The following is a 25,254-nucleotide window of genomic DNA, read 5'->3' as shown; positions in this document are numbered from 1 at the left end:
GCCCTCGGCGGTGGCCTGGTTGATGAACAGGTCGCGGCAGTCGGGGTTGGTGTCGGCGTCGAAGGTGATCACCTTGACGTCGGCGCTGCGGGCCTCGTCGATCGCGTCGCAGAGGGCCTCGGGGTCGTTGGCCGACAGGATCAGGGCGTCCTTGCCCTGCTGGGCGACGGTGTTGATGTAGGACACCTGGGCGTCGGGGCTGGCGGTCTCGGGACCGACCTCCTCGATCTCGACACCGAGGTCCTCGGCCGCTGCCTCGGCACCGGCGGTGCTGGTGTCGAAGTACGGGTTGCCGAGGTTCTTCGGCAGCATCGTCATGCTGAGCTCGCCGCCGTCGCTGCTGCTGTCGGAGCCGCTGTCGCCGCTGTCGTCGCCGCCGCACGCGGTGAGCGCCGCGGAGGCGGTGAGGATGATCGCAGCCAGAGCGATCGGCCGCCGGGTGTGGAACTTCATGGTGGGTCTGCCTTTCGGGTTCCTAGACGCCGGCGGATGCGGCGTTCGGGGTGGGGCTCGACTCCGGAGGAGTCGCTGCCTTGCGGGGCAACCTCGACGAGGTCCACGCAAGGACGCTGGGGAGGATCACCGAGGCCACGAGCAGCAGGCCGACGATGATGTTGGTGACGTTGACCGTCACGCTCTCCAGGCGCAGGGCGCTGGAGATGACGCCGATCAGCACGACGCCGGCGAGCACGCCGTGCAGCCGGCCGCGGCCGCCGAAGATCGAGACGCCGCCGAGGAGGACAGCGGCGATCACCTGGAGCTCGTAGCCGGTGGCGTTGTCGCCGCGGGCCGAGCCGTAGCGCAGGGTGAAGTAGATGCCGGCGAAGGCGGACACCACGCCCGAGAGGACGAAGAGGATGAACTTGGTCCGGGCGACGTTGACGCCGGTGAAGTGGGCCGCCTCGTCGTTGAGCCCGATCTCGTAGATGCCGCGCCCGAAGGTGGAGAAGTGCAGCAGCACGACGAAGGCGATGGTCAGCACCGCGAAGGGGATCATCACCAGCGGGATCCGTGACTCGCCGATCGTGTTGGTCGCGAGGTCGGACCACGTGTCCGTGAAGTCGGTGATGGCCGTGGTGCCGAGCAGGCCGACGGCGATGCCGCGGAAGAGCGCGAGCGTGCCGATGGTGACGGCGAGCGACGGCAGCCCGACGTACGCGATGAGGAAGCCGTTGAGGGCGCCGCACGCCAGCCCGGCCAGCAGGGCGAGGACCGCGGCGACCGGGATCGACATGCCGCCGTCGTGGAAGACGCCGAGCAGCACGCTGCTCAGGCCCATGATGCTCGCGACCGACAGGTCGATCTCGCCGGTGATGATGATCAGCGTCATCGGCAGGGCGATCAGCAGGATGGGTGCGATGTCCTGGAGGAGGAACTTCACGGTCAGCGGGCCGTCGAAGTTGTCCACGTTGATCGTCGCGTAGACGAAGACCGCGACGGTCAGCGCGATGACGGCCATCTCGCGGGTCAGGAGCCAGCGTCGCCACAGCGGCGCCGAGTAGTCGGCGTACGTGCGGGTCGGCGCAGCCGGGGACTGGGTGGTCGTCATGAGTGGTCCCTCGATTCGGCGAGCTTGCGGGCCTGTCTGACGGCGAGGACGCGGTCGAGCACGATCGCGCCGAGGATCAGGGCGCCGACGACGGCGCGCTGCCAGAAGTCCTCGATGCCGAGGCTGGGCAGGGCCCGGTTGATGGTCACGAGCAGGAAGGCGCCGATCGCCGCGCCCCACACGGTGCCGCTGCCGCCGAAGATCGCGACGCCGCCGATGACCGCCGCGGCGACGGCCTGCAGCTCGATGCCCAGGCCGACGCTCGAGCTCACGGTGCCGTAGCGGGCGGTGTAGAGGGCGCCGGCGAGACCCGCCAGCGCGCCGCTCAGCACGAACGCCGCGAGCAGGCGGCGGCGTACGGGCAGGCCGTAGAGGACCGCGGCGTCCGGGTCGGAGCCGATCGCGTAGAGCTCGCGACCACCGCGGGCGGTGTAGAGGTAGTAGCCGACGATCGCCAGGACGACGAGCGCGAGGATCGTGAGGAGCGGCACGCCGAGCACCGAGCGGGTGCCGAGCTGGAGGAACTCGCGGGGCAGGTCGCCGGCGTTGATCCGGTCGCTGCCGGCCCAGGTGAGCATGATGCCGCGGTAGATGTAGAGCGTGCCGAGCGTGATGACCAGCGCAGGCACACCGCCGTACGCCACCAGCACGCCGTTGACGAGGCCGAGGACCGCGCCGAGCAGCAGGCACGCCGCCAGCACCGCGACGATCGGGATGTTGGGCTGCTCGATGAACAGCCGCCCGGTGAGGTAGGCGGTCAGCGCCATCACCGAGCCGACGGAGAGGTCGACGTTGCGGGTGATGATCACGACGGCCTGGCCGACGGCGAGCAGCACGAGGATCGACGGGTTGAGCAGGAAGTTGCGCCAGCCGTCGCTGCTGAACAGGAAGCCGTTGTTCTTCGAGGTCGCGAGCACGACGACGGCCACCAGCACGAGGAAGATCGACAGCTCGCGCGAGCGCAGCACGGTCGTCAGCGCGCGGCGCGTCGGGGAGAGCCGGCTCGGCTCGACGAGCAGCGCCTCGCTCGCGGACACCTCGGTGGTGTCGGCACCGTCGTGGCCCGAGTCCGGGCGCTCGACGTCGGTGTGGCTCATCGAGCGTCCTCCAGGTGGTGGGTGGCGGCGTGCATGACGGCCTCGGGGGTGGCGTCGGCACGGTCGAGCTCGGCGGTGATCCGGCCCTCGCACAGGACGACGACGCGGTCGGCCATGCCGAGGACCTCGGGGAGCTCGGAGGAGATCATCAGGATCGCGAGGCCCTGCCCGGCGAGCTCCGAGAGCAGCCGGTGCACCTCGGCCTTGGTGCCGACGTCGATGCCCCGGGTGGGCTCGTCGATGATCAGCAGCTTGGGATCGGTGGCCAGCCACTTGGCGATGACGACCTTCTGCTGGTTGCCGCCGCTCATCGTGGCCGCAGTCATGTCGAGCGCGCTGGTCTTCACCTCGAGGCGTCCGGCCCAGGGGCCGGCGGCCCGGTTCTCCATGGAGGAGGTCAACAGCCCGGCCTTCGCGATGCTGCTGCGGATGACGCCGGCGACGTTGCGGGTGACCGAGGAGTCGATGACGAGGCCCTGCTTGCGGCGGTCCTCGGGGATGAACGCCATGCCGGCGCGGATCGCGGAGCGAGGGGCCTTGGCCTTGACCGGTCTGCCGGACACCGAGACCGACCCGGAGTCGTAGGAGTCGACGCCGAAGACCGCTCGTGCGACCTCGCTGCGCCCGGCGCCGACCAGGCCGGCCAGGCCGACGATCTCGCCGGCGCGGACCTCGAGGTCGATGTCGTGGAAGACGCCGGCGCGGCTGAGGCCGCGCACCTGCAGGACCGGCTCGCCGATCTCGGCGGCCACCTTGGGGAACAGGTCGTCGACGTCGCGGCCGACCATCAGCGAGACCAGCTCGGACGGCGTGGTCTCGGCGATCGTCTTGGTGTCGATGTAGGAGCCGTCGCGCATGACGGTGACGGTGTCGGCGAGGTCGAAGACCTCGTCGAAGCGGTGGGAGATGAAGACCAGCGCGCGGCCCTCGTCACGCAGGCTGCGGGCCACGGCGAACAGCCGGTCGACCTCGACGCCGCTCAGCGCGGCGGTCGGCTCGTCCATGACGAGCAGCCGGGCGTCGAGCGAGATGGCCTTGGCGATCTCGATGATCTGCTGGTCGGCGATCGACAGGCCCTCGGCCGGACGGCGGGGGTCGATCCGCACCCCGAGCCGGTCGAAGAGCCGCTCCGCCTCGGCGTACATCGCCGCGCGGTCGATGCGTCGGCCCGAGGTGAGGATCTGGCGGCCCATGAAGATGTTCTCGGTGACCGAGAGGTCCGGGAAGAGCGTCGGCTCCTGGTAGATCACCGCGACGCCCGACTTCTTGGACTCGGCCGTGGAGGAGAAGTCGACGGCCTCGCCGCCGAGCTCGAAGGTGCCCGAGTCGCGGCGGTGCACGCCGGCGACGACCTTGACCAGCGTCGACTTGCCGGCGCCGTTCTCCCCCACCAGGGCGTGGATCGAGCCCGCCTCGACGCGCAGGCTGCCGGAGCGCAGGGCGACCACGGGCCCGAACGACTTGGAGACGTCGCGCAGCTCGAGCACCGGTGCGGCGGCGTTGCTGGCAGGCATGTGGCTCCTCGGTTTGAAAGGTTTCAACGGAACGGTAGGTGAGGGTCGTCACACCTGTCAACCGTCACCGCGGGCCATTTGTGGGCCGGTGTCGGCTCGCCACGCGAGGGGCCGCGATGGCGTACGCTCCGGATCGACAATCGTTTCAACGCCACGGCGCGACCCTCGCGACGACGGCTGGTGCGAGAGGGGCTGCCGTGGCGAAGGCCTCCTCGGTCAAGGACGTCGCCGCCCTCGCCCACGTCTCGCTCGGCACCGTGAGCAACGTCCTCAACCGTCCCGACCGCGTCTCCCCCGCCACCCGGGCGAAGGTCGAGCAGGCCATGCGCGACCTCGGGTTCGTCCGCAACGAGTCCGCCCGCCAGCTGCGCGCCGGGCGGAGCCGCACGCTGGCCTACGTCCTGCTCGACGCCCGCAACCCCTTCTTCACCGACGTCGCGCAGGGCGCGGAGCTCGCGGCCGAGTCGGCCGGCCTCTCGCTCTTCCTGTGCCACTCCGGCAACCGGGCCTCCCGCGAGGGCGACTACCTGGCGCACCTCGTCGAGCAGCGGGTGCAGGGGATCCTCGTCACGCCCGTCGACCCGAACGCCGCCGCGCTGGACGACGTACGCCGCAACGGCACGCCGCTGGTGATCGTGGACCGCACGCGCGACGACGACCACTTCTGCTCCGTCGCGGTCGACGACGTCCTCGGCGGGCGTCTCGCCGTCGAGCACCTCGTGGAGGCCGGGCACACCCGGGTCGCGTTCATCGGCGGCCCGGAGACGATCGGACAGGTGCGCGACCGCCTCGCGGGCGCTCGCGAGGCCTGGGTCGCCGCCGGCCTGCCCGACGACCAGCTGGTCGTGGTCGGCACCGAGGCCCTCACGGTCGCCGAGGGACGCTCGGCGGGCGAGCGGGTGATGGGGATCGCGAGCAGCCGACGCCCGACGGCGGCGTTCTGCGCCAACGACCTGCTGGCCCTCGGCCTGCTCCAGCAGCTCAGCACCGCCGGTCTCTCGGTGCCCGGAGACCTGGCCATCGTCGGCTACGACGACATCGAGTACGCCGCTGCCGCTGCCGTGCCCCTCACCTCGGTGCGCCAGCCGCGCCAGGAGCTCGGACGCCGGGCGGCCGAGCTGGTGCTCGACGAGGCGGACAACCCCGACCACCTGCACCAGCAGGTCGTCTTCACCCCCGAGCTGGTCGCCCGTCGTTCGACCCGGGGCTGAGGACCGCCCGGTCAGCTGCGGTAGACGGCGACCTCGGTGGCCTTCACGCTGAAGGTGACGTCGGCGCCCGGGACCAGGTCCAGCTCGGCGACTGCCTGGGCGGTGACGTCGGCGCTGAGCCCTGCGGCGCGGACGCGGATGCGGTCACCGTGGGGCTCGATCTCGGTGACGCGCGCAGCGAGCACGTTGCGCGGACTGCCGCCCGGTGGCTCCCGGAACACCGAGACCGCCGAGGGCGAGAACACTGCGACCGCGGTGTCGCCGTCGCCAGGGCTGGGGCCGTCGACCATGCCCTGGATGGTGGCGCCGTCAGGGGTCTGCACGCGATCGGCGTGCCAGGTCCCGTGCAGGATGTTGAGCCCGGCGATCCGGGCGGCGAAGGCGCTGCGGGGTCGGGTCAGGACCTCGGCCACCGGGCCCTGCTCGACGATCCTGCCGCGGTCGAGCACGATGACGGTGTCGGCGAGGAGCAGGGCGTCGAGGGCGTCGTGGGTGACGAGGATGACGCTTCGCTCGGCGAGCACGCTGCGAAGTGTCTGGCGCAGTGCCGGGGTGACCGCGACGTCGAGGGCGGCCATCGGCTCGTCGAGGAGCAGCAGCCTGGGGTCTGCTGCCAGCGCGCGGGCGACGGCGACGCGCTGGGCCTGTCCTCCTGAGACCTGGGAGGGCTTGCGGTCGGCCAGCTCCGCGACCCCGACCTGGTCGAGCCAGTGTCGTGCGGTCGCGTGCGCCTGCGAGCGTGCGACGCCCCGGGCGCGTGGGGCGAACTCGACGTTGTCGAGCACCGAGAGGTGCGGGAACAGGAGCGGGTCCTGGGCGAGGAGGGCGATCTCGCGGTCGTGCGGCGCGACCCAGGCGTGCCGGCCGCTGCCCCCTGTGGCGGTGAGGGCCCGACCGTCGAGCGTGATCTCGGCCCTGTCGGGGCGGATCAGCCCGGCAGCGACGGCGAGCACGGTGGACTTGCCGGCGCCGTTGGGGCCCAGCAGCGCGACGGTCTCGCCGGGGGCGACGGTGAAGGCGACGTCGACGTCCCGGTCGGGCACGTGCGCGGAGAACGTGAACGTCACAGGGCCGTTCGTCCTTGCCGGGCGAACCCGATGACCACGACGGCGACCACGACCAGCACCAGCGAGAGCGCGACCGCGGCGTCGGCGTCGGTCTCCCGGCGCAGGTAGATCTCGAGCGGCAGGGTCCTGGTCACTCCCTGGAGACTCCCGGCGAAGGTGATGGTGGCCCCGAACTCGCCGAGCGACCGGGCGAAGGAGAGCACGGCTCCGGACACGAGGCCGGGCAGCACGAGCGGGATGGTGACGCGCCGGAACACGGTGGTCGGTCGCGCACCCAGCGAGGCGGCCACCACTTCGTACCGTCGCCCGGCCGTGCGCAGCGCCCCTTCGAGACTGACGACGAGGAACGGCAGCGCGACGAACGTCTGGGCCATCACCACCGCGGTGGTGGAGAAGGCGATCTGGAAGCCGAGCACGTCGATGGTCTCCCCGAGCAGACCACGGCGCCCGAACGTGTACAGCAGGGCGATGCCCCCGACCACCGGTGGCAGCACCAGTGGGAGCAGCACGAGCGAGCGCAGGAACCACTGCCCGGGGAACTCGGTGCGGGCCAGGACGACGGCCATCGGAACGCCGATGACGATGCAGGCGAGGGTGCTGATGGTGGAGGTCTTCAGGCTGAGGAGCAGCGCCTCCCGGGACGACTCGGAGGTGATCAGCTCGACGAAGCTGCCCCACTCGACCCGGGCGACCATGGCGGCCAGCGGGAGCAGCACGAAGGCTGCTCCCACCGCTGCCGGCACGAAGATCCACGACGGCACCCCGACGTCGCGATGGACCCGCGCCATGTCAGGCTCAGCCCCTCAGGGCTGGCCGAAGCCGGCGTCGGCGAGAACCTGCTGGCCCTCGTCGCTGAGCACGAGGTCGACGAACTCCTGGGCGAGGTCGGCGTTTTCGCTGCCTGCCACCGTGGCGATCGGGTAGCTGTTCACCACCGACGCCGACTCCGGGAGCTCGATGCCCTGCACGGCGTCACCGGCTGTGATCACGTCGGTGACGTAGACGAGGCCCGCGTCGGCCTCACCAGAGGTGACCTTGCCCAGCACGTCGGTCACCGACTGCTCCTCGCTGTCCGGTTCGAGGGTGACCCCGGCGGCCTCGGCGACGGACTGGGAGGCGGCGCCGCACGGCACCTCCGGGGCACAGATGACGAGGTTGATGTCGGGGTCGGCCAGGTCCTCGAGGGACTGCACGTCGGCGGGGTTGTCCGGGGGCGTGGCGATCTCGAGGGTGTTGGTGGCGAACAGCTCCGGGTCCGAGCCCTGCAGGTCGTCGGCCGTGAGCTTCTCCATGTTGGCCTCGTCGGCCGAGGCGAGCACGTCGGCCGGGGCGCCGCTCTGGACCTGCGCGACGAGGTCGGAGGAGCCCGCGAAGTTGAAGTCGACCTGGACGCCCTCGTGGGACTTCTCGAAGCTCTCGCCGAGCTGCTCGAAGCTGGAGGTCAGCGACGCGGCGGCGAACACCGTGAGCGTGGTCCCCCCGTCGCCGCCGGGGTCAGCGGCGTCGGCGTCGTCGTCGCTGCAGGCAGCGGTCGCGGTGACCAGCAGCAGGGCGGCCAGGGTCGTGCACCAGCGCTTCATGATGCTTCCTGAGCAGTCTCGATGATCACGTTCGTGGACTTGATGGCGGCGATCGCCACCGACCCGAGCTCCAGCCCCAGGTCGCGGACGGCCTCGCTGGACATGAGCGACACCACCCGGAACGGCCCGCACTGGAGCTCGACCTGCGCCATCACCGAGTCGGTACGGACGTCCGTCACCAGACCGACGAAGCGGTTCCGCGCAGAGCTCGCCAGTCCTCCCGGCAACGGCGGCGGCGACGCGTGCTGGCGCGCGACCTTCGCGACCTCGTAGCCGTCGACGACCTTGCGGCCGGCCTGGTCGACCGTGGCGGGCAGCGTGCCGTTGTCGATCCAGCGGCGCACGGTGTCGTCACTGACACCCAGGTACGCCGCCGCATCACGGATCCTCATCTGCGGCATGGATCGAACCCTACTAGAGCAGACGCGGTCCGGGTGACCTACTTCCGCCGTTCCTGCGCATCCGTCGCTCGTGGGCGGGACCCGTTGCCGGCCAGCACCGGTTCGTCCAGCTGCTGCTCACCGGTCTCCGCGAGCTCCCAGCCGGGCCACCACCGCCGCACCCGCGCGCTGGCCCTCCTCGACAGCTCGCCTCAGGCTGCGGCCCTGCGCCAGCACGGCAGCGAGCGTCCCGACGAAGGCGTCCCCGGCACCCGTCGTGTCGACGACGCGCTCGACCGGCAGCGCCGCGATCCGGGCCGACGCCTCCGCGCCGCTGATCGACGCCCCCTCGGCGCCGCGGGTGACCACCACCGACCTGCAGCCGTGTCGCCGGCGTACGGCATCAGCCAGGTCCGCGCCCTCCGTGCCGGACGCGTCGCAGGCCTCGGCCGCCTCGTGCTCGTTGACCACGAGGGGGTCCGCCGCCTCGAGCGTCGCCGCCGCGAGGGGCAGCCAGGGGCCGTTGTTGACGACCACCCGGATGCCTCGCTCGTACGCCGCTGCGGCCGCGGCGTCGACCACCGCCGCGCCGACCTCCGACTGCAGGAGGACGACGTCCGGGGCCGTGGTCCCGCGATCGGACAGCGCGGCGACGACACGACGTAGGTCGAGGAGGCCGTTGGCGCCGGCGTCCACCACGATGGCGTTCTCACCGGACGGGGCGACCATCACGAACGCGGTCCCGGTGGTCCGCCCGGAGCAGGTCTCCACCCCCGACACGTCCACCCCGGCCGCGACCAGTGCGTCGACCTGGGGCGCGCTGTCGCCGTCGTCGCCGACCGCTCCCAGGATGCGGGTCGCCGCACCGGACCGAGCGGCCGCCACCGCCTGGTTCGCCCCCTTGCCACCGGGCGAGCGCTCGACGCGGTCGGCCAGGAGGGTCACCCCGGGCACGGGGAAGCCGGGGACGTGCATCACGACGTCGACATTGATCGAGCCGACGACCACCACCGAGCTCATCGCGCCTCCTCGAGGTCATTGTGATGCAGACGGCAGGACCGTGCGTTGCCGACTAGACGACCTGCGGCGGCTGGGTGGACGCGCGCACGGCCGTCACTCCGGGTCGTGCCGGTCGCCGGCGTAGTGGACCGCGCGGTTCCGCCCGGTCGCCTTCGCACGGTAGAGCGCCGCGTCCGCGCGCTCGATCACGCGCTCGAGGCTCGCCGTGGGTTCGAGAGGGGCGATGCCGAAGCTGACCGTCGGGAGCACCACCTCGCCGAGTGGCGACCGCCGCGCCATCTCCTCGCTGATCGCGCGCGCCACCTCGTCGGCCCGGTCGGCGTCGGCACCGGGGAGCAGCAGGACGAACTCCTCACCGCCGTGACGGGCCACCACGTCGCTGACTCGTACGGCGCTGCGGCACGCGTCGGCAAAGGCGACGAGCGCGTGGTCGCCCGCCTGGTGACCGTGGACGTCGTTGACCTGCTTGAAGTGGTCGAGGTCGGCGATGATCAGCGAGCCGGACGTGCCGTGTCGCTTCCCGGCGTGGAGCGCCAGCTCCGCGTGGTGCACGAAGCCCGACCGGTTGAGCAGTCCGGTGAGAGCGTCGCGGTGCGCCGCGTCGCGGAGCACCGCCTTCTGCTGCTCCTCGCTCAGGGTGGACATGCCGAACGACACCGTGGCCAGCAGCGCGGTGGTGATGAGGGTGGTGACCGCCTCGCCGAAGACCGTCGTGAACGGCGGCTCGCCGGGGCCGACGACCAGGAACGCGATCCAGCGGCCGAGGTAGAACACGGCCGCGCCGCTGGACATGGCCGCGAGGGCCCAGACCGATGCGCGGTACGAGCCGCCGTCGACCTGCGCGGCGTAGCTCTCGGCCACCAGGCGCCAGAGCTCGCGGGCCGCCAGGGCGAACTGGATCCACATCGCCGCGAGGAAGGTCGCTCCGCCCGCCCACACGTCGCCACCCGGGCCGCCCAGCGTCGTCGCGATCACCACCACGGCGGGTGCGATGAGCAGGAGCCGCCACGGGAGCGAGAGCTGTCGCAGGGACCGGGCGCCCGCCCACACGCAGCCCACGCCGAAGGCGATGAGGGCGTTGCCCAGCGGGATCGCCCACACCTGGTGGACGGTTCCGCTGAGGAGGAATGCCACGGCGCCGACGAGGAAGGCCACGAGGGACGCGCACCACCACGCCGCGTAGGCGGACCGGCCGATCCGGTAGGTGATCGCGAGGAAGAGCACCAGCAGGACAAGCGCCTCGAGGGCGAAGGAGATGCGCAGGCTGTCGGTGTCGAGCATGATCCACTTCCCCGTCCGAGTCGGGCGAGCCGCCATGGTCTCAGTCGCGACCGTGGACACGCCAGCGCTTGGAGCAGGTGCCGCGAACGGTGCGCACCCGCGGGATGTGAGGCTGACCCCGTGTTCCACGTGATGTTCCTCGAGCCCCGGATCCCGCCCAACACCGGCAACGCCATCCGGATGGTGGCGGGGACCGGCGCGACCCTGCACCTCGTCGAGCCCCTCGGCTTCGACCTGTCGGAGCCCCAGCTCAAGCGCGCCGGTCTGGACTACCACGACCTGGCGTCGGTGGTCGTGCACCCCGACCTGGACACCGCGCTCGGGAGCGACGCACTGGCCGGGTCACGGGTGTACGCCTTCACCGCCCGCGCCACCCGCTGGCACACCGACGTGGCGTTCGAGCCGGACGACGTGCTGCTCTTCGGCCCCGAGCCGACCGGCCTGCCGCCCGAGGTGCTGACCCACGAGCGGGTCACCGACCGGCTCCGGATCCCGATGATCGCCGGGCGCCGGTCGCTCAACCTGTCCAACTCCGCGGCCGTGGTGGTCTACGAGGCGTGGCGGCAGCACGGCTTCACCGGCGCACAGTGACCCCGCAGAGCAGAGACGCCCCCAGGGTCTCGGGTCCCCGGGGGCGTCGGAGCCGCCTGTCAGAATCGAACTGACGACCTAGTCATTACGAGTGACTCGCTCTACCGACTGAGCTAAGGCGGCGTGGCCCGCCGAGCGCGCTCGGTGGACCGGAGGCGAGTATACGGAGAGCGTTCGTCTGGCAGAAATCACGGGGTGGGGCACACCGGCTACGTTCGACAGCGACCGCACCGAACCACCTCAGGAGGCACGATGCCCACTCGCTCCGCACGCACGGCATGGAACGGCGGACTCCAGGACGGATCCGGCCAGGTGGAGCTCACCAGCTCCGGCGCCGGCACCTTCGACGTGAACTTCCCCAAGCGCGCCGCCGAGGACGCCGACGGGACCACGAGTCCTGAGGAGCTCGTCGCCGCGGCCCACTCCGCCTGCTACGCGATGTCGCTGTCCAACCTCGTCACCGAGGCCGGTGGCACGGTCCAGGCGCTCGACGTCTCCGCCGACGTGACGCTCGGTGCCGACAAGGAGGCCGGCGGCTTCAAGCTGACCGGCATCGTGCTCAAGGTGCGCGGCGAGGTCGACGGCCTCGACGACGCCGCGTTCAAGCAGGCCGCCGAGAAAGCCAAGGCCGACTGCCCGATCAGCAAGGCACTCGCCGCCGTCGACATCACGCTCGACGCCGCGCTCGAGGGCTGACCACCTCCGCTGGTCGAGGAGGTCGCGCAGCGGCTTCCTCGACCACCGGTCAGCCGGCGGCGACCTCCAGTCTCAGCTCGGCCAGCCGCTCGCGAAGCGCCGGGTCGCGCATCACCTCGGCCACGGTCGGGCAGTCCGCCGGGCCGGTGGCTCCGGGCACGCACAGGCTGCACATGTCACCGGGCCGCAGCGGGCACCGCGCGTCGACGTACGCCATGTCTCGACGTTAGGCAGCCGCGCCGGCACATCGTAGGGCCGAAGGTCCCCACTGCGTCATGCGAAGGCGCACGTATGAGTGCCGATCGGTATGACGCAGCCGAGCGAGGGTGTCAGCAGGTCGTGCCGTCGGCGGGCACGTCGCCGTCGAGGAGGTAGTCCTCGACGAGCGTGTCGATGCACTCGTTGCCGGCGTTGTAGGCCGTGTGGCCGTCGCCGTCGCGCTCGACGAGCACCCCGGAGTCGAGCTGGGCCGAAAGGGCCTCGGCCCACTTCAGCGGCGTCGCGGGGTCGCGGCTGGTGCCGAGGACCACGATCGGCGCCGCGCCCTCGCCCCGGATCGTCAGCGGCTCCTCGCTGGACGACACGTCGACTCCACGGCACAGGGCCATCCCCCAGGCGAAGATCCGGCCGAAGGTCGGCGAGGCCTCCTCGAACTCCGGGAACAGCGAGGACACGGTGCCGAACGGCACGGACGTCGGGTCGTCGAGGCAGTTGATCGAGTAGTTGGCCTCCACCGAGTTGTCGGCGTAGCTGCCGTCGGGGTTGCGCGAGGCGTAGGCGTCGGCCAGCGACATCAGCGCCGAGCCCTTGCCGTCCAGCGCAGAGGCGAGCGCCGTGCTGAGCAGGAACCAGTAGTCGCGGTTGTAGAGCGGGGTGATGACGCCGTAGAACGCGTTGCCGATGGTCAGCTCGCGGTCGCCCGCGGGCAGCGGCTCCTCCTCGATCGACTCGAGCAGCCCGGTGATCGTGGCCAGGCCCTCGTCGACGGTGTCGCCGAGGAAGCAGTTGTCGGTCGTGTCGAGGCAGTTCTGCACGTAGGCCCGCAGTGCGGTCTCGAACCCGGTGGCCTGCTCGAGCGCCATCGACTTGGCGTCGAGGGAGACGTCGACGGCGCCGTCGAGGACGAAGCGCCCGACCTTGTCGGGGAACAGCTCGGCGTAGGTCGCGCCGAGCTTGGTGCCGTATGAGGCACCGAAGTAGCTCAGCGTCTCCTCCCCCAGCGCCGAGCGGAGCACGTCCATGTCGCGGGCCGCCTCGATCGTGGTCACGTGGCCGACGACCGGGCCGGAGCCGGCGACGCAACCCGGGCCGAAGGACAGCACCGTCGAGCGGTAGTCCGCGCGCTCCTCGGCCGTGTCGGGGGTCGGGTCGCCGCCGAGGTAGTCGTCGAGCTCGGCGTCGCTGAGGCAGTCGACCGGGGCCGAGGCCCCGACCCCGCGCGGGTCGAAGCCGACGATGTCGAAGCCGTCGAGCAGCGGCTCGCGGAACACCTGCCCACCCGCGGCGGCGTACGTCGTCCCGCGGGCGCCGGGACCGCCCGGGTTCACCACGAGGGAGCCGACGCGCGAGCCCTTGGCCGGCACGCGGAGCAGCGCCAGGTCGATCGTCTCCCCCTGCGGGTCGGCGTAGTCGACCGGCACCGTGAGGAAGCCGCAGTCCTGGTCGTCATCGGTCTCGCAGGGCTGCCAGTCGATGCGCTGGGAGTAGAGCTCGGCGAGCTCGGGGGTCGGCGCCTCGGTGACGGCCGCCGGCGGCGGTGTCGTCGGCGACGGGGTCGGCTCCGCGGCCGGCGAGTCGGGCGTGGCGCCCTGGATGGCGAGTCCGACCGCGACGAAGGCGGTGAGCGCCAGTGCGAGCACGGCGATCACCGCGACGGCCTTCTTCATCAACGTCCTCCGGGCAGCCGCAGCGCGACCGTCATCGACTCCAGTGCCAGCTGGGGCGGCACGTTGAACTCCAACATCTGCTCGCGCGCGGTGAAGATCGCGTCGATCATCCGCAGCAGCTCCTCGGGCGAGGCCGCCCGCGCGACGACCTGCACGTCGCCGCGCAGCTCCTCGTTGACGAGCAGCCCGGGCGCACCGACAGACAGCGCGATCGCGTCGCGGTAGACCGAGACCAGGTCCATCAGCGCGCGGTCGATCACGTCGAGCACGCGGCGCTTGGCCTTCTGCTTCTGAAGCTTCTCCAGCCCGGCCAGGGCTGCGCGGTAGGAGCGGCTCGTGGTGTCCTTGCGCTCGCTGCCGAAGATCGCCTGCAGCTCCTGCAGCTCGCGCCTCTCGGCGTCGGCGGTGATCGCCTCGGTCTCCTCCTTCGCGAGCTCGGCGAGGTTGGTCGCCGCGGTCATGCAGGAGCCCAGCGACGTCAGGCGGGCCGGGATGCTGATCACCTCGCGGCGGCGGGTGCGGGTCTCCTCGTCGAGGGCGAGCGCGCGGGCGCGGCCGATGTGCCCCTGGCTGGCGCGCGCGGCGAAGCCGGCCATCGTCTCGGAGATGCCGTCGCTGCGGGTCAGGAAGGCGGCGACGTCACGAGTGCCGGGCGTCGCGAGCGTCAGCGTGCGGCACCGGGAGCGGATCGTCGGGAGCACGTCCTGCACGGTCGGCGCGCACAGCAGCCAGATCGTCTTGGGCGTGGGCTCCTCGATCGCCTTGAGGAGCGCGTTGCCGGTGCGCGGGTTCTCCGGGGTGCCGAGCCGGTCGGCGTCCTCGATCACCACGATCTGCCAGCGCCCGATCGCCGGGAACTTCGCCGCCGACAGCACCAGGTCGCGCATGTCGTCGACGTAGAGCACGGAGGTCTCCGACTTCACCCAGGTGATGTCGGGGTGGGTGCCGTTGGTGCCGAGGCGGCACGCCTCGCACTCGCCGCACCCGGTCCGCTTCTCGCACTGCAGCGCCGTCGCGAAGGCGCGGGCCACGTTGGACCGGCCGGAGCCCGGCGGCCCGGTGAACAGCCACGCGTGGGTCATGCCGACCCCGGCGGCGGCGTGCTGGAGGACCTCGATGGTCGGACGCTGGCCGACGAGGTCGGACCAGACGGTGCGGGTCGCGGGACTGGTCGGGGTGGTCACGCGCGCTCCAGGAGGGGCGCGACCCGCTGCTGGATCGCGGCGGCGATCTGGCCGATCGGGGCGCGCGCATCGAGTACGACGTAGTGGTCGGGGTCGGCGGCGGCCAGCCCGAGGAACCCCTGCCGCACCCGCTGGTGGAACTCCAGCGACTGCCCCTCGATCCGGTCGCGGCCGGTGAACCGGTCGAGCCCGGCCTGAGGCTCGAGGTCGAGGACGACGGTGAGGTGCGGGCGGAGGTCGCCGGTGGCCCAGCGCGCGACGGCCTCGACCTCGGCCACGTCGAGCGTGCGGCCCGCACCCTGGTAGGCCAGCGTCGAGTCGACGTAGCGGTCGGTGATCACGACCTCGCCGCGCGCGAGCGCGGGCAGGACGACGTGGTCGACGTGCTCGGCCTTGTCGGCCGCATAGAGCAGGGCCTCCGTGCGGTCGGACAGGTCACCGGTCGCCGGGTCGAGGACGATGCGCCGCAGCTCCTTGCCGACCGACGTGTCACCGGGCTCGAAGGTGAGCAGGACGGCCTGGCCGCGCTCGACGAGCCAGTCGCGCAGCAGGCGCGACTGGGTGGACTTGCCGGCCCCCTCGCCCCCCTCGAAGCACACGAAGAGCCCGTGCTCGGCATAGACCCCTGCATTCACGTGGCACACCCTACGGGCGGGGTGGGACACGCTCCCCGGTCAGCCTCGCCGGACCTTGATCGTCCGCTTCACCTGCACCTTCTTCGACCCGGGCAGGGTCAGCTCGACCCGCACCTTCGTCGTACGCCCGGGCCGGACGAGCCGCAGGCCCTTCTTCGACAGCTTCACCTTGACCTTGGCCTTCTTGCCGGCCGCGACCTTGTAGGTCTTCTGCTTCGCGAGCGCCTTGCCGCCCTTGGCGGTCTCGAGCCCGACCTTGCCGGCGCAGCCGCCCGTCGCGCTCGCCGGGCAGGCGACGGGAACCGCGAGCCGGCCCTTCTTCACCTTGGCGATGCCCTTGACCTTGGGCAGCGTGCCGGCGGCGGCAGCGACGGCCGGCGGCGGGGTCGGGGGGACCGTCGGCGAGACCATCGTGACCCCGTTGCCGAGGTCGACGTTGGTGGTGCCGAGCTGGTCGGTGGTCACCCGGACGATCGAGTTGTTCACGGCATCGGTGAACCAGATCGCACCGTCGGGGCCGAACGTGAGGGACGTCGGCTGGTAGTTGCCGACCGAGCTGACGGCGCCGACACCACTGGCCGAGATGTGGCCGATGCCGGGCGCGGCGCCCATGTTGGTGAACCACATGTTGCCGTCGGGCCCGAGCACCAGGTCGTCGGGAGCCGACCGCGAGCCGGTCTGCCAGATCCTGGTCGCGCCGGTGGCTGCGTCGAGGTAGCCGATCGACCCGCTGTTGGGGCTGGTGAAGATCGTGCCGCTGCTGCTGCGGGTGAACCAGATCGAGCCGACCGGGCCGGCGGCGAGGGCGTTCGGGTAGGTCGCGTCGCTCGGCAGCGGGTACGTCGTGCCGCCCGTCGCGTCGGCGTTGACCTTGACGACCGTGTCCATGCCGGCCGCCCGGCCTCCCTGGCACCACATGCTGCCGTCGGCGGCCCGGCCGAGAACGTCGTCGCAGGCCGGGGCGTTGGCCGACCAGAAGAACCCGGCCGCGCCCGGCGCGCGCGACGCGATGCCCGAGTCGTCGAAGTTCATCGTCACGAAGACCCGGCCGTCGAGGCCCACGCGCACGGCACCGCCGTACGGGGAGGAGCCGAGGCCGTAGTCGGTCGCCACGCCCGTCGCCGGGTTGTAGGACAGGATCTTCCGCCCGTAGTCGTAGGTCACCCACACCACGCCGTCGGACCCGACGTCGATGCCCATCACGCTGCCGTCGACGCTGCCGGTCGTGGTCGGGGGGAGCCGGTACTCCTGGATCTCGCCCGAGGTCGTGATCCGCCCGATCTTGCCCACCTCGGACTCGACGAACCACATGCTGCCGTCGGGCGCGGTGACGATGCGCTCCAGCCCGGCGTTGCTGGTCGGCACGGGGAACACGCTCACCGCGGCGTGCGCGGGCGTCGTACCGGACATGACGAGGAGCGGGCATACCAGCAACGTGAGCGCGGTGAGCAGGGCAAGGCGGGCACGGGCCATCGGTCGTGTCACTTCCGTCCGCGGCGGCGCGATCCCCCCATGGTCACGCGTCCCACCGTCGCGTCCACCCCACCAGCAAGCACGGTGTGGGAGCCAGAGACCAACGGATGAACCTCGGCCCCGGCGGTCGGACGGACCAGACGTCTGTCGCGGCGCGCTCGTCAGGCGTACGACGCTGCCAAACCGCCGCGTTCGGTCCGTCCGACGGTCGTCAGGACTTCTTGGCGGCCTTCTTCGCCGTCGTCGTCTTCGCCGCGGTCTTCTTGGCGGTCGTCTTCTTCGCGGCCGCCTTCTTGGCAGGAGCCTTCTTCGCGCCCTTCTTGGCCGCCTTCTTGGCCGGGCCGCGCTCGCGCCGCTCGGCGAGCAGCTCGGCCGCGCGCTCGAGGGTGATCGACTCGACGGTGTCGTCCTTGCGGAGCGTGGCGTTGAACTCGCCGTCGGTGACGTACTCGCCGAAGCGGCCGGCCTTGACGATCACCGGCTGGCCGGAGACGGGGTCGTTGCCGAGCTCCTTGAGCGGCGGGGTGGCCGCGCCGCGACCGCGCTGCTTGGGCTGGGCGTAGATCGCCTTGGCCTGGTCGAGGGTGATGTCGAAGATCTGGTCCTCGCTGGTCAGCGAGCGCGAGTCGGTGCCCTTCTTGAGGTAGGGCCCGTAGCGACCGTTCTGCGCGGTGATCTCGGTGCCGTCCTCGTCGGTGCCGACGATGCGCGGCAGGTCGAGCAGCCGGACCGCCTGCTCGAGCGTGACCGTGTCGAGGGTCATCGACTGGAAGAGCGAGCCCGTGCGCGGCTTGGCCGACTTGGGCGCGTCCTCGGGCAGCAGCTCGGTGACGTAGGGGCCGAAGCGGCCGTTCTTGGCGACGATCTGCAGGCCGGTGTCGGGGTGGTTGCCCACCACCTGCTCCTCGCCGGCCGGGTTGGCCAGCAGCTCCTTGGCCTTGGCCACGGTGAGCTCGTCGGGGGGCAGGTCGTCGGGCACGTTGGCGCGCACCGGAGCGCCGTCGCCGTCCTCGGGGGCCGGGCCCTCGACGTACGGGCCGTAGCGGCCCACGCGGAGGTCGATGCCATCGCCGATCGGGAAGGTCGCCATCTCCTTGGCGTCGATCTCGCCGAGCTCGGTCACGAGGGTCTTGAGGCCGACCACCTCACCGGCGCCGTAGTAGAACTCGCCGAGCTCGGTGGCCCGGTCCTTCCGGCCGCCGGCGATCTCGTCGAGGACGTCCTCCATGTCGGCGGTGAACTCGTAGGACACCTGGCGCGGGAAGTGCTCCTCGAGCAGCCGGATCACCGAGAACGCCAGCCACGCCGGCACCAGCGCGGTGCCCTTCTTGTAGACGTAGCCGCGGTTGAGGATGGTGCCGATGATCGAGGCGTAGGTCGACGGGCGGCCGATCTCGCGGTCCTCGAGCTCCTTGATGAGCGTCGCCTCGGTGTAACGCGCGGGGGGCTTCGTCTCGTGGCCCTCGGGGGTCAGCGTCGCCGCGGACACCGCAGCACCCTGGACGAGGTTGGGCAGGCGCGTCTCGGCGTCGTCCTTGCGCTTCGAGGCGTCGTCGATGTCCTCGACGTAGGCCTTGAGGAAGCCGTGGAACGTGATCGTGCGGCCGCTCGCGCTGAAGACGACGTCGCGGCCGTCGGTGGCGGTGCCACCGATGCGGATCGTCACCGAGTTGCCGACCGCGTCCTTCATCTGCGAGGCGACGGTGCGCATCCAGATCAGCTCGTAGAGGCGGAACTGCTCACCCGACAGCCCGGTCTGCGCCGGGGTGCGGAACGACTCGCCGGCCGGCCGGATCGCCTCGTGCGCCTCCTGCGCGTTCTTCACCTTGGAGGCGTAGGTCCGCGGCGAGTCGGGCAGGTACTCGGCGCCGTACAGCTCACGCACCTGGTCGCGCGCGGCCCCCACCGCTGCGTCCGAGAGCGTCGTGGAGTCCGTACGCATGTAGGTGATGAAGCCGTTCTCGTAGAGCCGCTGCGCGACCGACATCGTCACGCTGGCGCTCATCCCGAGCTTGCGGCTGGCCTCCTGCTGCAGCGTGGTGGTGCGGAAGGGGGCGTAGGGCGAGCGGCGGTAGGGCTTGGACTCGACCGAGCGGACGTCGTACGTCGTGTCGCTGAGGCCGGCGGCGAGCGCCTCGGCGTCGGCGCGGGAGAGGTGGGCGCGCTCGGCCTTGCCCTTCAGCTCGCCGGTGTTGTCGAAGTCGGCGCCACGGGCGACACGGACGTCGTCGAGGCTGTAGAGCTTGGCGGGGAACATCCGCGGGTCGTGGCCCGTGCCGGCGTCGAAGGTGGCGTCGAGGTCCCAGTAGGAGGCGACGCGGAACTTCATCCGCTCGCGCTCCTTGTCGACGACCAGCCGGGTCGCGACGGACTGGACGCGGCCGGCGGAGAGGCCGGACATGACCTTCTTCCACAGCACCGGGGAGACCTCGTAGCCGTAGAGGCGGTCGAGGATGCGGCGCGCCTCCTGGGCCTCGACGAGGTCGTCGTTGATCTCGCGGGGGTTCTCGACCGCGGCGAGGATCGCCGCCTTGGTGATCTCGTGGAAGACCATCCGGTGGACCGGCAGGCCCTTCGGCGGCTTGAGCTCGTCGAGGAGGTGCCAGGCGATCGCCTCGCCCTCGCGGTCCTCATCGGTGGCGAGGTAGAGGGCGTCGGCGTCCTTGACCAGCTTCTTCAGCTTGGCGATGTGGCTCTTCTTGTCGCGCGGCACGACGTAGTAGGGCTCGAACCCGTTGTCGACGTCGACCGCGAGCCGGCCCCACGGCTTGTCCTTGATCTTGGCCGGGGTGTCCGCGGCGTTGTTGGGCAGGTCGCGGATGTGACCGATCGAGGACTCGACGACGTAGTCCGCGCCCAGGTAGCCGCCGATGGTGCGGGCCTTGGCCGGGGACTCGACGATGACGAGCTTTGCCACGTGTGTTTGCTCCCTCAAGTTCTTGCTGCGGTGTTGCTCAGCGCGGCAACGGTAGCGCCAGTTCGCGAGATCGCCACCCCTCGCCCGTCCACAGGGGCCGCTGCGGGCACGCCCCGGGCACGGCTCGGGCCCCACATCACGAGGACGTGGGGCCCGAGCGGGTCAGGCTGCCGGACGGGTCAGAAGTCGAGACCGTCGAGGTAGCGGAACCCCGTGTTGGCGGTCGCTGCCGGCCGGAAGTCCGGGGTGTCGTTCTCCACGATGTACTCCTCGGCCTGGTGGGCCTTGAAGATGGTCGGGAAGTCGATCACACCGAGACCGAGGTCGGCCATGTCGCCGGGCTGCTGGTTGTAGAGCGCGACGGCGTCGGCGCCGTGGCGGTCCTTGACGTGGTACTGGCGGACCTCCTGCGGAGCGGAGTTGATCACGTCGATCGCGAACTGCAGCGGGTCGGCCGCGCCGGTGTTCACGCCGCCGGTGTAGGCCCAGTAGAGGTCGACCTCGAGGTGCACGTACTTGGGGTCGAGTGTGCTGGTGAGGATCTCCCACGGCGTCTCGCCGCCCCCGAGGTCGATGGTGAACTCGTGGGCGTGGTTGTGATAGCCGTAGCGCAGGCCGCGACGCTTCGCGGCCCGTGCCTCGATATTCATCTGCTCGGCCCACCGCTGCCAGTCCGCCTTGGCGTTGGAGTTGAGGTAGGGCACGTTGATGTACTTCTGGCCGAACGTGTTGGCGTCGTCCAGCTTCTTGTTGAACGCGACCGGGTCGAGGTCGGTGCCGCCGGCGACGGTGCTGATCCCGTCGTGGCTCGACGAGGCCCAGATGCCACGGGCGTCGAGCTCCGCCTTGAGCTTGGCCGCGGTGTCGAGGCCGGCGGCCGGGTAGAGACCGGCCCGCTCCACGCGCTCGTAGCCGAACTTCGCGAGCTGGTCGAACTGCTGCAGCACACTGGCGTTGGTCGTCATGGCCGAGCGCAGCGTGTAGAGCTGGATGCTGATCAGGTCGCTCGGAACCTCCTTCTGCCGTCCGTGGCCGTGGCCGTGGCCCTGGCCGGGGTGCTGGCTGGGCTTGGCTGCCAGGGCCGGGGAGCCCGCGGCGAGCACGGTGGCTCCTGCTGCGCCCGCCACGGCACCGCGGAGCAGGCCGCGGCGGCTGGCGCCCTTCCTCTCGAGCGACTCGCGCAGAGCGGCGTCGCCGTCATATCCGAAACACATGTGCTGCCTTCTTCCTGGTTTTCTCGGGGGGTTCTGGGGATGTCTGGGGTGGACGGGAAGGGCGGGGCTGAGGCCGAGGCGGACCCGGGGCGACCCGGGTCCGCCTCGCCTCCGATCAGCCGGCCGGCTCGAGGACGACCTCGTCGGAACCGCTGAGACCGGGCTCGGAGCCGGTGTCGGTGTACTCCGCGACGAAGACGGCCGCGAGGTCGTCCGTCGCCGGGTCGTGACCCTCGGGCACCGAGGTGGTCAGCGAGCCGGTGCACCCCGAGGCCGTGGACTGCGGGTGGCCGTGCGTGTCGTGGCCCAGCACGTAGGTCACGGTGACCCTGCTGCAGTCCACGGGCTCGTCGTCGGTGACCCTCACCTCGTACGTCACGGTGTCGCCGAAGCTGAACGCCTGGCCCGCCACCGGGGTGACGAACTCGACGACCGGGGCCTCGTTGCCGACGACGATGTCGACGTCTGCCGAGGCGCGGCGCCCGCCCTGGTCGGTCACCGTCAGCGTGGCGCGGTAGCTGCCGTCCTCGGTGTAGGTGTAGGAGCCGTTGGCCTTGCGGCTGTCGACCTTGCCGTCACCGTCGAAGTCCCAGGCGTACTTCAGCTTGGTGTCGCCGTCCGGGTCGGTGGTGCCGTCGCTGGAGAACGCGACCGTGAGCGGCGCCCTGCCCGCCGTCGGCTCGGCCTCGATCGCCGGGACCGGGCTGCGGTTGCCGCCCTCGCCGATGTAGTCGATCCGGGAGAGCTGCGCGTCGGGGTTCTCCGCGAAGTAGCCGTCGCCGTACTCCAGCACGTAGAGCGCGCCGTCGGGGCCGAACTCCATGTCCATCGGGTTGTCGGTCACGATGTCCGGGACGACGTCCTCGATCGCGGCGACCGCGCCGTCGTCGAGGTGGAAGCCCTTGATGTAGTCACGCGTCCACTCGTAGAACAGCGGGGTGTCGTCGTAACGCTTGGGCCAGGCGACAGGGTTGCGGCCCTTGGTGGCCTTGCGGTCGAACTGGTAGGCGGGGCCGGCCATCGGGCCGATGCCTCCGGTCTCGAGCTCGGGGAACTCGGACGAGAGACCGTACGAGTACCAGACCTCCGGCTGCTCCACGGCCGGCAGCTCACGCAGGCCGGTGTTGTGGATCGAGTCGTTGACCGGGGCGTCGCAGTTGAACTTCGCGCCACTCGTGCGGGTGGCGAAGTCGAAGTCGTTGTAGGGCAGCTCGGCGGTGGCGCAGTAGGGCCAGCCGTAGTTGGACGGCTTGTCCACGACCGCCCACTTGCCGTGGCCGGCGGGGCCCCGGTTGGGGTTGGCGGCCCGGGCGTCGGGCGAGTAGTCGGCGACCCAGATGTCGTCGGTGTCGGGGTCGATCTCGATGCGGAACGGGTTGCGCCAGCCCATCGAGTAGATCTCCGGGCGGGTCTTCGGCGTGCCCGGGGCGAACAGGTTGCCCTCGGGGATCGTGTAGCCGCCGCCGGCCTTGGGCGTGATCCGCAGGATCTTGCCGCGCAGGTCGTTGGTGTTGGCCGACGTGCGCTGGGCGTCGAAGGCCGGGTTGCGGTCGGGGCGCTCGTCGAGCGGCACGTAGCCGTCGGACTGGAACGGGTTGGTGTCGTCGCCGGTCGACAGGATCAGGTTGCCCGCCGAGTCGAAGACGATGTCACCGCCGACGTGGCAGCAGATGCCCCGGTCGACGGGGACGTCGAGCACCTTCTGCTCCGAGCCGACGTCCACCTGGCCGCCGGAGAAGCGGAACCGGGAGACCGTCAGGTGGCCCTTGTAGGGAGCGAAGTCGGCCGCCGTGCCGGTCTCCGGGGCGTCGCCCTCGTTGATGGAGGCGGTCGCCGGGTCGTCCGCGGGGGTGTCGAGCGGCGGCGAGTAGTAGAGGTAGATCCACTTGTTCCTCTTGCCGTCGTAGCCCGGGTCCAGGGCGATGCTCTGGAGGCCCTCCTCGTCGTGGAGGTAGACCGGGATGCGGCCGGCGACGCTGTTGACGCCGGTGTCGGCGTCGTTGTGCCAGATGACACCGGCGCGCGTGGTGTGCAGGACGTCGCCGTCGGGCAGCACCGCGAGGTCGATGGCCTCGCCCGGGCGGTCGTTGAGGGTGACCTTCTGGAACGCTCCGGCGGGCGGGGGTGGGGCGGTGTCGTCGTGGCCTTCGTGGGCGGTGGCCGCGGTGGTCACCGCCAGCATGGGCAGGCAGAGCGCGGCGCCGACGGCGGCGGTGAGCCCTACACGGTGAGGATGCTTCATTGGGGGGTCTCCTGTTCCCGAGATGGCTGGGAGCCAGCTAGCAACGTAGGCACGTGACCGGCGTCACGTCAACGAGCAAGCGACTTCTGCTCGCCTGTCGACACAAGTACGTCGCTCCGGAGACCACCCGCAGCGGTGAGGCCAGCCGCGTTAGACGTACGCACGCGACCGCGACCCACCGGGCCTCAGTCGAGGACCAGGAAGCCCTCTCCCACCAGCTCCCGCACGACCGGCAGGTAGGTCTGGCGCAGGTCGGCCTCGTCGCGCTGCAGCAGCACGGCGATCGCCCCGAGCAGCTGGCCGAGCGTCAGGTCGCCGTCGCTGGCGCCGACGAGGGCGGCCTCGACGGTGTCGGCCGTCCGCGCGCGCCGGAAGCCGCGCTGCTGGCGGAGCACGATCGCCTCCGGGTCCTCCGCGCCCGGCCGGCCGACCGTCTCCTGCTGGACGTCCTCCCGGGCGCGCAGCACGCTGCGGAGCAGCTCGTCGTCGGTGAGCCCGCGCAGCGCCGTCGCCGCCCGGCCCCACTCGTGGATCGCCGGGCCGATGGGCTGCTCGACGTCGTACGGCCACTCGAGGAGGTCGTGGCGACCTCCCCCGCCCAGCCGGACGTTGATCCAGCCGAAGCCGACACCCTCGATGCCGGTCTCCTCGAGCCACGACAGCCAGGTGTCGTAGCGCCGGGCGTAGTCGGGACGCCCGTGGTGGCCGCTGTCCTTGAGCCACAGCTCGACGTAGGCCGACGGGTCCAGTGTCTCGCGCTGCACGACCAGCGCGTCGCAGTCGTCGCGCAGCCACGACCCGAGCCGCTCGTCCCACGGCCGGCCGTCGACGATCGCCCAGTTGGCGAGGACCTGCAGCCAGCCACCGTCGGTGAGGTGGTCGGGCCCGGTGCGCACGATGTGCTCGACGACGCGGTCGCCGGGGAGGCCGGAGTCGCGGTAGACCAGCCGCTCGCCGGTCGCCGGGGAGATCACGAACGGCGGGTTGGTGGCGATCAGGTCGAAGCGCTCGCCGGCCACCGGCTCGAAGAACGAGCCGTCGCGGACGTCGACCTCGACCTGGTTGAGCGCTGCGTTGAGCCGGGTCATCCAGAGCGCGCGCTCGTTGACGTCGGTCGCGACGACCGAGCGCGAGTGCGCGGCGAGGTGCAGCGCCTGCACGCCGCACCCGGTGCCGAGGTCGAGCGCGCTGCCGACCGGCTCACGCATCGTCAGCTGCGCCAGGCTCGTCGAGGCGCTCGAGATGCCCAGGACGTGGTCGGGGCCCACCGCGACCGGGGCTCCGTCGAGCCCGGGCGTCAGGTCGGAGACGACCCAGAGGTCACGATCCCGTCCTTCCTCCGAGGTGGCGTAGGGCCGGCAGTCGGTCCGGGCCGCGACCTCGCTGACGCTCTGCTCCAGCAGGCCGGCGTTGCAGAGCCGGTCGACCAGGCCGGGGAGCGCCCGCTCCGCGTCGTCGCCGGCGACCGGGGTCTGCAGCAGGAAGAGCCGGACCAGGGTGTCGATGGGCGCGCCCGACGTCGTACGACGCAACGCGGGGAGGGTCTCGTTGCGCCCGAGCGCCCGGTGCGCCTCCTCGCCGATCGCCTCGGCGACCCGGTCGTAGGTGAAGTCGGCGGCGAGCAGGGCCTCGCGCAGGGGCCCGGCGAAGTCGAGGTCGGACGGCATGGTCCCAGCCTTGCAGACAACGCGTGCCACGAAATGACGTCATGGCGGCC

22 protein-coding genes and 1 tRNA gene are annotated in these 25,254 nt (G+C 71.4%); 3 read left to right on the top strand and 20 right to left on the bottom strand.

Annotation, left to right across the window (positions count from 1 at the left end):
• The 4 genes from AC1DP1_RS08260 to AC1DP1_RS08245 all read right to left on the bottom strand — a co-directional run.
• Positions 1-453: substrate-binding domain-containing protein (locus AC1DP1_RS08260; RefSeq protein ID WP_477506456.1), on the bottom strand; the 453-nt coding region annotated here is incomplete at its 3' end.
• Between the two features lie 22 nt (positions 454-475).
• Positions 476-1,549, bottom strand: coding sequence for an ABC transporter permease (locus AC1DP1_RS08255; protein ID WP_477506455.1), 1,074 nt, complete (start codon positions 1,547-1,549; stop codon positions 476-478).
• Entirely contained in the window at positions 1,546-2,646 is a 1,101-nt protein-coding gene (locus AC1DP1_RS08250; RefSeq protein ID WP_477506454.1) for an ABC transporter permease, read from the bottom strand. The genes AC1DP1_RS08255 and AC1DP1_RS08250 overlap by 4 nt, the downstream gene beginning before the upstream one ends.
• Positions 2,643-4,160 (bottom strand): sugar ABC transporter ATP-binding protein, encoded by a 1,518-nt coding sequence (locus AC1DP1_RS08245; RefSeq protein ID WP_477506453.1) that lies wholly within the window; start codon positions 4,158-4,160, stop codon positions 2,643-2,645. The genes AC1DP1_RS08250 and AC1DP1_RS08245 overlap by 4 nt, the downstream gene beginning before the upstream one ends.
• A gap of 197 nt (positions 4,161-4,357) precedes the next feature.
• On the opposite strand from AC1DP1_RS08245, the gene AC1DP1_RS08240 reads away from it, so the two are divergent.
• Positions 4,358-5,371, top strand: coding sequence for a LacI family DNA-binding transcriptional regulator (locus AC1DP1_RS08240; protein WP_477506452.1), 1,014 nt, complete (start codon positions 4,358-4,360; stop codon positions 5,369-5,371).
• An 11-nt stretch (positions 5,372-5,382) separates the two neighbouring features.
• Here the strand turns inward: AC1DP1_RS08240 and AC1DP1_RS08235 are convergent, their stop codons facing one another.
• The 6 genes from AC1DP1_RS08235 to AC1DP1_RS08210 form a co-directional block, all read right to left on the bottom strand.
• Positions 5,383-6,438, bottom strand: a complete 1,056-nt coding sequence (locus tag AC1DP1_RS08235; RefSeq protein ID WP_477506451.1) for a sulfate/molybdate ABC transporter ATP-binding protein — start codon at positions 6,436-6,438, stop codon at positions 5,383-5,385.
• Positions 6,435-7,226, bottom strand: coding sequence for an ABC transporter permease (locus AC1DP1_RS08230; protein WP_477506450.1), 792 nt, complete (start codon positions 7,224-7,226; stop codon positions 6,435-6,437). Before AC1DP1_RS08230 ends, AC1DP1_RS08235 begins: the two co-directional genes overlap by 4 nt.
• Positions 7,227-7,241: 15 nt before the next feature.
• Entirely contained in the window at positions 7,242-8,018 is a 777-nt protein-coding gene (gene modA, locus AC1DP1_RS08225; RefSeq protein WP_477506449.1) for a molybdate ABC transporter substrate-binding protein, read from the bottom strand.
• Complete coding sequence (locus AC1DP1_RS08220) at positions 8,015-8,419, bottom strand: TOBE domain-containing protein (protein ID WP_477506448.1); 405 nt, start codon at positions 8,417-8,419, stop codon at positions 8,015-8,017. The genes modA and AC1DP1_RS08220 overlap by 4 nt, the downstream gene beginning before the upstream one ends.
• Positions 8,420-8,536: 117 nt before the next feature.
• On the bottom strand, positions 8,537-9,418 hold the full coding sequence (locus tag AC1DP1_RS08215) for a ribokinase (RefSeq protein ID WP_477506447.1): 882 nt from the start codon (positions 9,416-9,418) through the stop codon (positions 8,537-8,539).
• 93 nt (positions 9,419-9,511) lie between these two features.
• Positions 9,512-10,699 carry a GGDEF domain-containing protein gene (locus tag AC1DP1_RS08210; RefSeq protein WP_477506446.1) on the bottom strand — a complete coding sequence of 396 codons (1,188 nt, stop codon included), beginning with the start codon at positions 10,697-10,699 and terminating at the stop codon, positions 9,512-9,514.
• A 120-nt stretch (positions 10,700-10,819) separates the two neighbouring features.
• Between AC1DP1_RS08210 and AC1DP1_RS08205 the strand changes: the two genes are divergently transcribed.
• Positions 10,820-11,290 (top strand): tRNA (cytidine(34)-2'-O)-methyltransferase, encoded by a 471-nt coding sequence (locus AC1DP1_RS08205; RefSeq protein ID WP_477506445.1) that lies wholly within the window; start codon positions 10,820-10,822, stop codon positions 11,288-11,290.
• A gap of 50 nt (positions 11,291-11,340) precedes the next feature.
• Here AC1DP1_RS08205 and AC1DP1_RS08200 read toward each other — a convergent pair.
• Positions 11,341-11,413: transfer RNA gene (locus AC1DP1_RS08200), tRNA-Thr, on the bottom strand.
• A gap of 129 nt (positions 11,414-11,542) precedes the next feature.
• Here AC1DP1_RS08200 and AC1DP1_RS08195 point away from each other — a divergent pair.
• On the top strand, positions 11,543-11,986 hold the full coding sequence (locus tag AC1DP1_RS08195) for an OsmC family peroxiredoxin (protein ID WP_477506444.1): 444 nt from the start codon (positions 11,543-11,545) through the stop codon (positions 11,984-11,986).
• A gap of 49 nt (positions 11,987-12,035) precedes the next feature.
• Here AC1DP1_RS08195 and AC1DP1_RS08190 read toward each other — a convergent pair whose 3' ends face one another.
• From AC1DP1_RS08190 to AC1DP1_RS08150, 9 genes are all read right to left on the bottom strand, one after another.
• On the bottom strand, positions 12,036-12,203 hold the full coding sequence (locus tag AC1DP1_RS08190) for a DUF6767 domain-containing protein (protein WP_477506443.1): 168 nt from the start codon (positions 12,201-12,203) through the stop codon (positions 12,036-12,038).
• Between the two features lie 112 nt (positions 12,204-12,315).
• Positions 12,316-13,872, bottom strand: coding sequence for an alpha/beta hydrolase (locus AC1DP1_RS08185; RefSeq protein WP_477506442.1), 1,557 nt, complete (start codon positions 13,870-13,872; stop codon positions 12,316-12,318).
• The gene (locus AC1DP1_RS08180) at positions 13,872-15,056 is read right to left on the bottom strand and encodes a DNA polymerase III subunit delta' (protein ID WP_477506441.1); all 1,185 of its coding nucleotides are present in this window, start codon (positions 15,054-15,056) and stop codon (positions 13,872-13,874) included. Before AC1DP1_RS08180 ends, AC1DP1_RS08185 begins: the two co-directional genes overlap by 1 nt.
• On the bottom strand, positions 15,053-15,691 hold the full coding sequence (tmk, locus tag AC1DP1_RS08175; RefSeq protein WP_477506440.1) for a dTMP kinase: 639 nt from the start codon (positions 15,689-15,691) through the stop codon (positions 15,053-15,055). Before tmk ends, AC1DP1_RS08180 begins: the two co-directional genes overlap by 4 nt.
• 39 nt (positions 15,692-15,730) lie before the next feature.
• Positions 15,731-17,164, bottom strand: a complete 1,434-nt coding sequence (locus AC1DP1_RS08170) for a Vgb family protein (protein ID WP_477506439.1) — start codon at positions 17,162-17,164, stop codon at positions 15,731-15,733.
• 211 nt (positions 17,165-17,375) lie between these two features.
• The gene (topA, locus tag AC1DP1_RS08165; RefSeq protein ID WP_477506438.1) at positions 17,376-20,081 is read right to left on the bottom strand and encodes a type I DNA topoisomerase; all 2,706 of its coding nucleotides are present in this window, start codon (positions 20,079-20,081) and stop codon (positions 17,376-17,378) included.
• Positions 20,082-20,260: 179 nt separating this feature from the next.
• Complete coding sequence (locus AC1DP1_RS08160; RefSeq protein ID WP_477506437.1) at positions 20,261-21,295, bottom strand: sugar phosphate isomerase/epimerase family protein; 1,035 nt, start codon at positions 21,293-21,295, stop codon at positions 20,261-20,263.
• A 115-nt stretch (positions 21,296-21,410) separates the two neighbouring features.
• Positions 21,411-23,537: a PQQ-dependent sugar dehydrogenase gene (locus AC1DP1_RS08155; protein WP_477506436.1), complete on the bottom strand. Its 2,127-nt coding sequence runs from the start codon at positions 23,535-23,537 to the stop codon at positions 21,411-21,413.
• 185 nt (positions 23,538-23,722) lie between these two features.
• Positions 23,723-25,204, bottom strand: coding sequence for a DUF7059 domain-containing protein (locus tag AC1DP1_RS08150; RefSeq protein ID WP_477506435.1), 1,482 nt, complete (start codon positions 25,202-25,204; stop codon positions 23,723-23,725).
• Positions 25,205-25,254 lie beyond the last annotated feature (50 nt).

The organism is Nocardioides sp. P4_G10 (genome assembly GCF_056401175.1).
The sequence above is the reverse complement of the archived record's forward strand: the minus strand, read 5'-3'. Positions and strand labels throughout refer to the sequence as shown.